This window comes from Marinobacter lipolyticus SM19 (assembly GCF_000397065.2).
Taxonomy (GTDB): domain Bacteria; phylum Pseudomonadota; class Gammaproteobacteria; order Pseudomonadales; family Oleiphilaceae; genus Marinobacter; species Marinobacter lipolyticus.
This window is the reverse complement of the sequence record NZ_KE007317.1, coordinates 1-4868: the sequence shown is the minus strand read 5'-3', so window position 1 is coordinate 4868 and position 4868 is coordinate 1. Positions and strand designations below refer to the sequence as shown.

The 4868-nt window shown below is 50.8% G+C and carries 6 protein-coding genes; 5 read left to right on the top strand and 1 reads right to left on the bottom strand.

Annotated elements, in window-relative coordinates; translation table 11 throughout:
• The first annotated feature begins 121 nt into the window (after positions 1-121).
• The gene (locus MARLIPOL_RS06455) at positions 122-1063 is read left to right on the top strand and encodes an FRG domain-containing protein (RefSeq protein ID WP_012137241.1); all 942 of its coding nucleotides are present in this window, start codon (positions 122-124) and stop codon (positions 1061-1063) included.
• A 382-nt stretch (positions 1064-1445) separates the two neighbouring features.
• Here the strand turns inward: MARLIPOL_RS06455 and MARLIPOL_RS06450 are convergent, their stop codons facing one another.
• Positions 1446-2471, bottom strand: coding sequence for an IS110 family RNA-guided transposase (locus tag MARLIPOL_RS06450; protein WP_012137240.1), 1026 nt, complete (start codon positions 2469-2471; stop codon positions 1446-1448).
• 111 nt (positions 2472-2582) lie between these two features.
• On the opposite strand from MARLIPOL_RS06450, the gene MARLIPOL_RS06445 reads away from it, so the two are divergent.
• The 4 genes from MARLIPOL_RS06445 to MARLIPOL_RS06430 all read left to right on the top strand — a co-directional run bounded on the left by MARLIPOL_RS06445 (position 2583) and on the right by MARLIPOL_RS06430 (position 4722).
• Positions 2583-3110 (top strand): hypothetical protein, encoded by a 528-nt coding sequence (locus tag MARLIPOL_RS06445; protein ID WP_012137239.1) that lies wholly within the window; start codon positions 2583-2585, stop codon positions 3108-3110.
• A 60-nt stretch (positions 3111-3170) separates the two neighbouring features.
• The gene (locus tag MARLIPOL_RS06440) at positions 3171-3404 is read left to right on the top strand and encodes a hypothetical protein (protein WP_012137238.1); all 234 of its coding nucleotides are present in this window, start codon (positions 3171-3173) and stop codon (positions 3402-3404) included.
• 68 nt (positions 3405-3472) lie between these two features.
• Positions 3473-3922, top strand: coding sequence for a hypothetical protein (locus MARLIPOL_RS06435; RefSeq protein ID WP_012137236.1), 450 nt, complete (start codon positions 3473-3475; stop codon positions 3920-3922).
• Between the two features lie 110 nt (positions 3923-4032).
• Complete coding sequence (locus MARLIPOL_RS06430) at positions 4033-4722, top strand: Abi-alpha family protein (protein ID WP_012137234.1); 690 nt, start codon at positions 4033-4035, stop codon at positions 4720-4722.
• Positions 4723-4868 lie beyond the last annotated feature (146 nt).

Below are 4868 nucleotides of genomic sequence, written 5' to 3'. Positions count from 1 at the left end.
CAAAACCCCCGCCACTAACCAGCCGGTCAACCGGACGCCAAAAGCGTACCGCTTTTGGTTCCCTCCGCTAGCGCTCCGGCGCCGGTTACCTTCGCGTTAGGGGAAAATTCGAGGACGTCTGATGTTCGATGACGATATTGCTTTTTCAACCGCGAGAGAGCTCGTCGATTGTTTTTTGGACGATAATATATTCTCTCCCAAAAGCCTTTTCGACGTGAGTGAAAGGCTCACTAGCGGTTATCTATTTCGTGGCCAAGCAAGAAAAGATTGGCCGCTTGTTCCGTCCGCACACAGATCCCCCGAGGTACTGAAAAACTACACACCGCAGCCACCAGTATCAGGAACCCTAAACAGGGAGAGTCGAAAAGAATATCTTGCGCACCATGTACATGCTGAATTAAGGGCAGTTCAGCTTTTCTTAGAGTCAGCAGATAAAGTAGGGATAAATACCCCTTTAGACTACAGCTCGCTGAGTTTGCATCAGCAAATGTTCCACAAGTTAATGTCAGAATCCGAGACTGAAACGGACTTTGAATTTCCTGCACAAGAATTTCTACCCAGTATGGCGCTGGCACAGCACTATGGCGTTCCAACTCGACTCTTAGATTGGACTGAATCTCCATTGGTTGCTGCGTATTTTGCAGCGGAGAAGGCTTCAGCTCTTGCCGGCTCTCAGAGAGAAGAATCAGATTTTTCTATAATATGCCTTGGCACTCAGTTACTCGGTAAAGTTACAAGCCTGCAGTACGTTCGAGCGCCGCGCGCAGAAAACCCTTTCCTCCTCGCGCAGAGAGGTGCATTCACGTTGATACGAAACGCCAATAAATTTTATCTCGAGCATGGGAAATGGCCGAGTATTGAGGATGCCGTAGCGAATGAGCGAGACCCTCGAACACTTTATACCCGACCGCCCCTAATTCGACTTTCTCTGCCAGCTTCCGAGGCTGATAACCTTTTGCGTCTGCTTTACAGGCTTGATGTCTCAAAGCTTACAATAATGCCTTCATTTGATAATGCAGCTGCGCACCTTGAATACAAAAGAGCTTTGTGGTCAATGGGATAATTGGGTGGGCTACCAATGCCCCTAACCAATAGTTCCAGTTCGTTCCGGGCCTATAGAGGCCCTCCACCGGACAGCCTTGTCGCCGCTTCGCTACGCAAAGGCCGCCGCTGAATTTTGGCTACATGGACTCCCCCTGCGGTCAAGCAACGCCATTCGATTCCGAAGCGGTTTGAGACTGCGGTTCTACATTCGGCCTCTTTGTGGGCGTCTCTACCCGGGCCAGGATGATGATGCGCGTGAGTGATGACCTCATTCGTTAGTCGGCTTGTAACAGCCGCAGAGCGCAACAGGTTCTATCACTCTCGGTCTGACCGTTTCGTCATCGCTTGCCGTTGCAAGACTCGGCTGGCAGGCGTGTTCTGCCTGTCGTTGTTGCCCTTTATCAGCCCTCCATAGGCTGTGTTTTAAACTCGGTTTGATTCATCAGCAACGCCCAAATGATCCGGGCATTCTTGGCCGCTAATGCTACCGCCGCCCGCTTGTATCCGCGTCGTTCCACAAGATCTATGGCCCAGCCACTGAGCCGATCCTGTTTGTCAGGTAATTTTGCGATCACCGCTCGGGTACCGTGGATCAGCAGCATTCGCAAGTATTTGTCTCCGCGTTTGGTGATTCTCCCAAGTCGAACTTTGCCTCCGGTCGAGTATTGTCGGGGCACCAGCCCCAACCAGGCGGCGAAGTGTCGCCCACTTTTGAACTGTCTGGGGTCAGGCGCACTGGCTAGGATGGCCGTGGCCGTTTGTAGCCCTATGCCTGGAATCGCCATCAGACGTTTGGCCTGTTCGTCACGCCGGGCCATGGCCTCGATTTCTCGATCATAGGTCAGGATCTCTTCATCGAGCTGAAGAATGCGCTGGTTGATGTTGTTTAGTAGGCGCCGTGCCAACATGGGCAAGCCGTTTTCGGCATCCTCCAGGATCTCCGGAATCCGATGTCGTGCGTGATAGCGCCCCTGGGGAATGATCAGTCCGAACTCGGCCAGCAGCCCGCGAATCTGGTTGATCTGCGCGGTGCGCTCCTTGGTCAGGCCGCGGCGAATACGATGCAGGCTGAGCGTCGCTTGCTGATCCTCGGTTTTGATGGGCACGAAGCGCATATTGGTCCGACTGACCGCTTCGCAGATGGCCTCGGCATCGTTGTCGTCGTTCTTGCTGCTCTTGCGATACGGAGCGACAAACCGGGGTGCAATAATCCGAACATCATGGCCGAGTTCGGTCATTTCACGCGCCCAGTAGTGGGCACCCGAGCAGGCCTCCATGCCAATCAGGCACGGTGGCAGTTGTGCGATATAGGGCAACAGCTTGGGTCGATTCAGTCGTTTGCGAACCAGGACCTTGCCGTATTGGTCGGTGCCATGAATACTGAACACAGTTTTCGCCAGATCGATACCAATGGTTGTAACATTCATGGTGACTCCTCCTGCTTTTGATTGAAGACTTCGACACCTTCAATGTGGCACATAGATGCCTGGGGAGCAGGGGGAGTCCATATCATTCGTTATGTGTATGGAGAGTGAACTTTGGCTACAGAATCGGTCTCAAACTGGCAATCGATTCTTGATCTGGTTGCTGAATTAAAGCGTTGTGATGAAGCTGGGCTTGTGACGGCCTCAGTCGCGATGGCTTATATTTGTATCGATACGCTCGCCAGTCTCGGGCGGCCAGTTGATAAGCCGAAGGTTACCAGGAGTGATTTTAAGGACTGGGTGGACTCCCACCTCAAGGCTCACTCTGATCAGCACTATCAGTATCGGGGTAAAGACGTTTACGCGGCCCGTTGTGCCTTTCTTCACAAATATGGCTCGGAAGCGGAGTTGCACCAGAGCGACCCAGACACAATCAAGTTTGCCTATCATGATGGCGACAAACACCAATACAATCCATCTGTGGAACACGGACTCGTCTTAATCGGCACTAGGTCATTCGTAACTGATGTAGTTCACGCTGTAGACTCCTTTCTTCATCAGTGCAACAACGACGCACTACTACGGCAGAGAGTAGAGTCCCGGCCTGTTAGCGTCATGCAAACCATTCCGTATCCATTGTGATGAGCAATTCACCGCAGTTCGCGGCTGATGGCCGCAGGACGGGGAGACTAGGAACACTGTATGGGATATGGAACCGGTAATTATGGAGAAGGTGTCTATGGGCAGGTGTCTTCAGCTATTACAGAGTCTGAGATTATTCCTCCAGATGCTAAAGAAGCCCTAAAAGACTATCTCAAAGATACATTCAGAGATCTTTGGTCTTCACTTGAAGATATTTTGCATCTAGATCCACCGGCAGTACTCCTCGAACATTGGGACAAACTAGTGGAGCTGGTTAAATTGTTGATGTCCTGAAGAGTTTCGCATTGAATGTATAAATAAATGTTATGTAATTATGATAAGGCAGTGTCGGGGAGATAGGTATGAGAAAACTGATTGTTGGATTTGTTCTCACAACCACCGGAACACTTGCTTTCGGACAGGGCCAGAATCCGGCATTTGAGGCGATATGCAAGGATGTGAATACGCATGGATATCGCGACGCAACAGATTTTCGTGAAGACCATTTGGGCGGAATTTGGTCGACTGCGGAAAAGTTTGGGTCTACGTGGAAATTCACGTTTACCCCTCCTGATCAAATTCGTATTGACGAAAAAACGGCCTATGTCCTTGCGCAAAATCCCGGATTAGTAATTGCTGCCGAAGCCCCAGGGAATAATGGGAATGCCGCGGGGGTTTGGACGTACGCAATACATATTGGAATGCAGAAAGTTGTTGGGTCTCAAGTCAACGCTTACGGCGGCTACGGAGCGCCAATAAGCGGGGTAAAAGCGCGGTCTACGAACTTCGACTGCAACTTCCAGCTAAAATAGGTACGACACATAACCAGCGCAGGCACCGCGATGCCCTTTCCATTGCGCCTTCGGCTCCATTCCAAGGGCACGCATGCTGCGGGCGCTAAAAATTACCAATTGGGAAAGAAATGAGTGAAGAAGCCAAAGCTGTCCAAGAAGTAGCCAAGTCGTCTGGTAAAGCGATCGATGCTGGCTGTGAGATGGCCAGATTTATCGGACGGATAATCGGCGGCCCTCTTGAGCAAGCCGCAGGCATCTGGGAAGACCGCCTGAAGTATGCGCGCTCTATCAATCAGCTTAAGCTTCGAGACAAATTTGAAGAGCACTTGGCTAAGAGAGGGCTATCTGAGCCAACTCGTGCAGTGCCTATGTCCTTTGCCGTCCCTCTACTCCAAGCGGCTACTTTGGAGGAAAACGATTATCTCCAAGATATGTGGGCCGCTATGCTGATTAATGCTGGAGATGAACGAGTCGATGTTCAGTTTAGAAGGGCATTTGTCAGCATACTCGAAGATATGACTTCTTTAGACGTCAAGATATTGAAAACGATTGGAGATGCGCAGTCGCTTGAAACTCAGGTACGGGTTTTTGGGGGTGGCTTCTATGTTGGTTATTTACCAGAAGAGGCTGCGCCAATGGATGACTTTGAACCGAATCGGCCTTATCCGTCTAAAGAAGTTGCTCTCTCAGTTTCTAACCTTCTTCGGTTAAACCTCCTTCGAAACGTGGATAATCCAGATGGTATCCCAAACAATTTGGAAGTGGATCTAACCTATTTGGGCGAAGAGTTTTTGCGAATTTGTAGTAGCGAAATCTGAGTGATCCAGAGCAGGAGCACGTTCGCTCGTGCAGTCATCATTTTTAACAGACGCGTCAATGGGGCCGTGGACTGCCGCCCACAAATCGGCCCATTACGCCAACGTTGAGGCTGTAGAAAAACCCCGAAATCCCCGCTTCGGTTTGG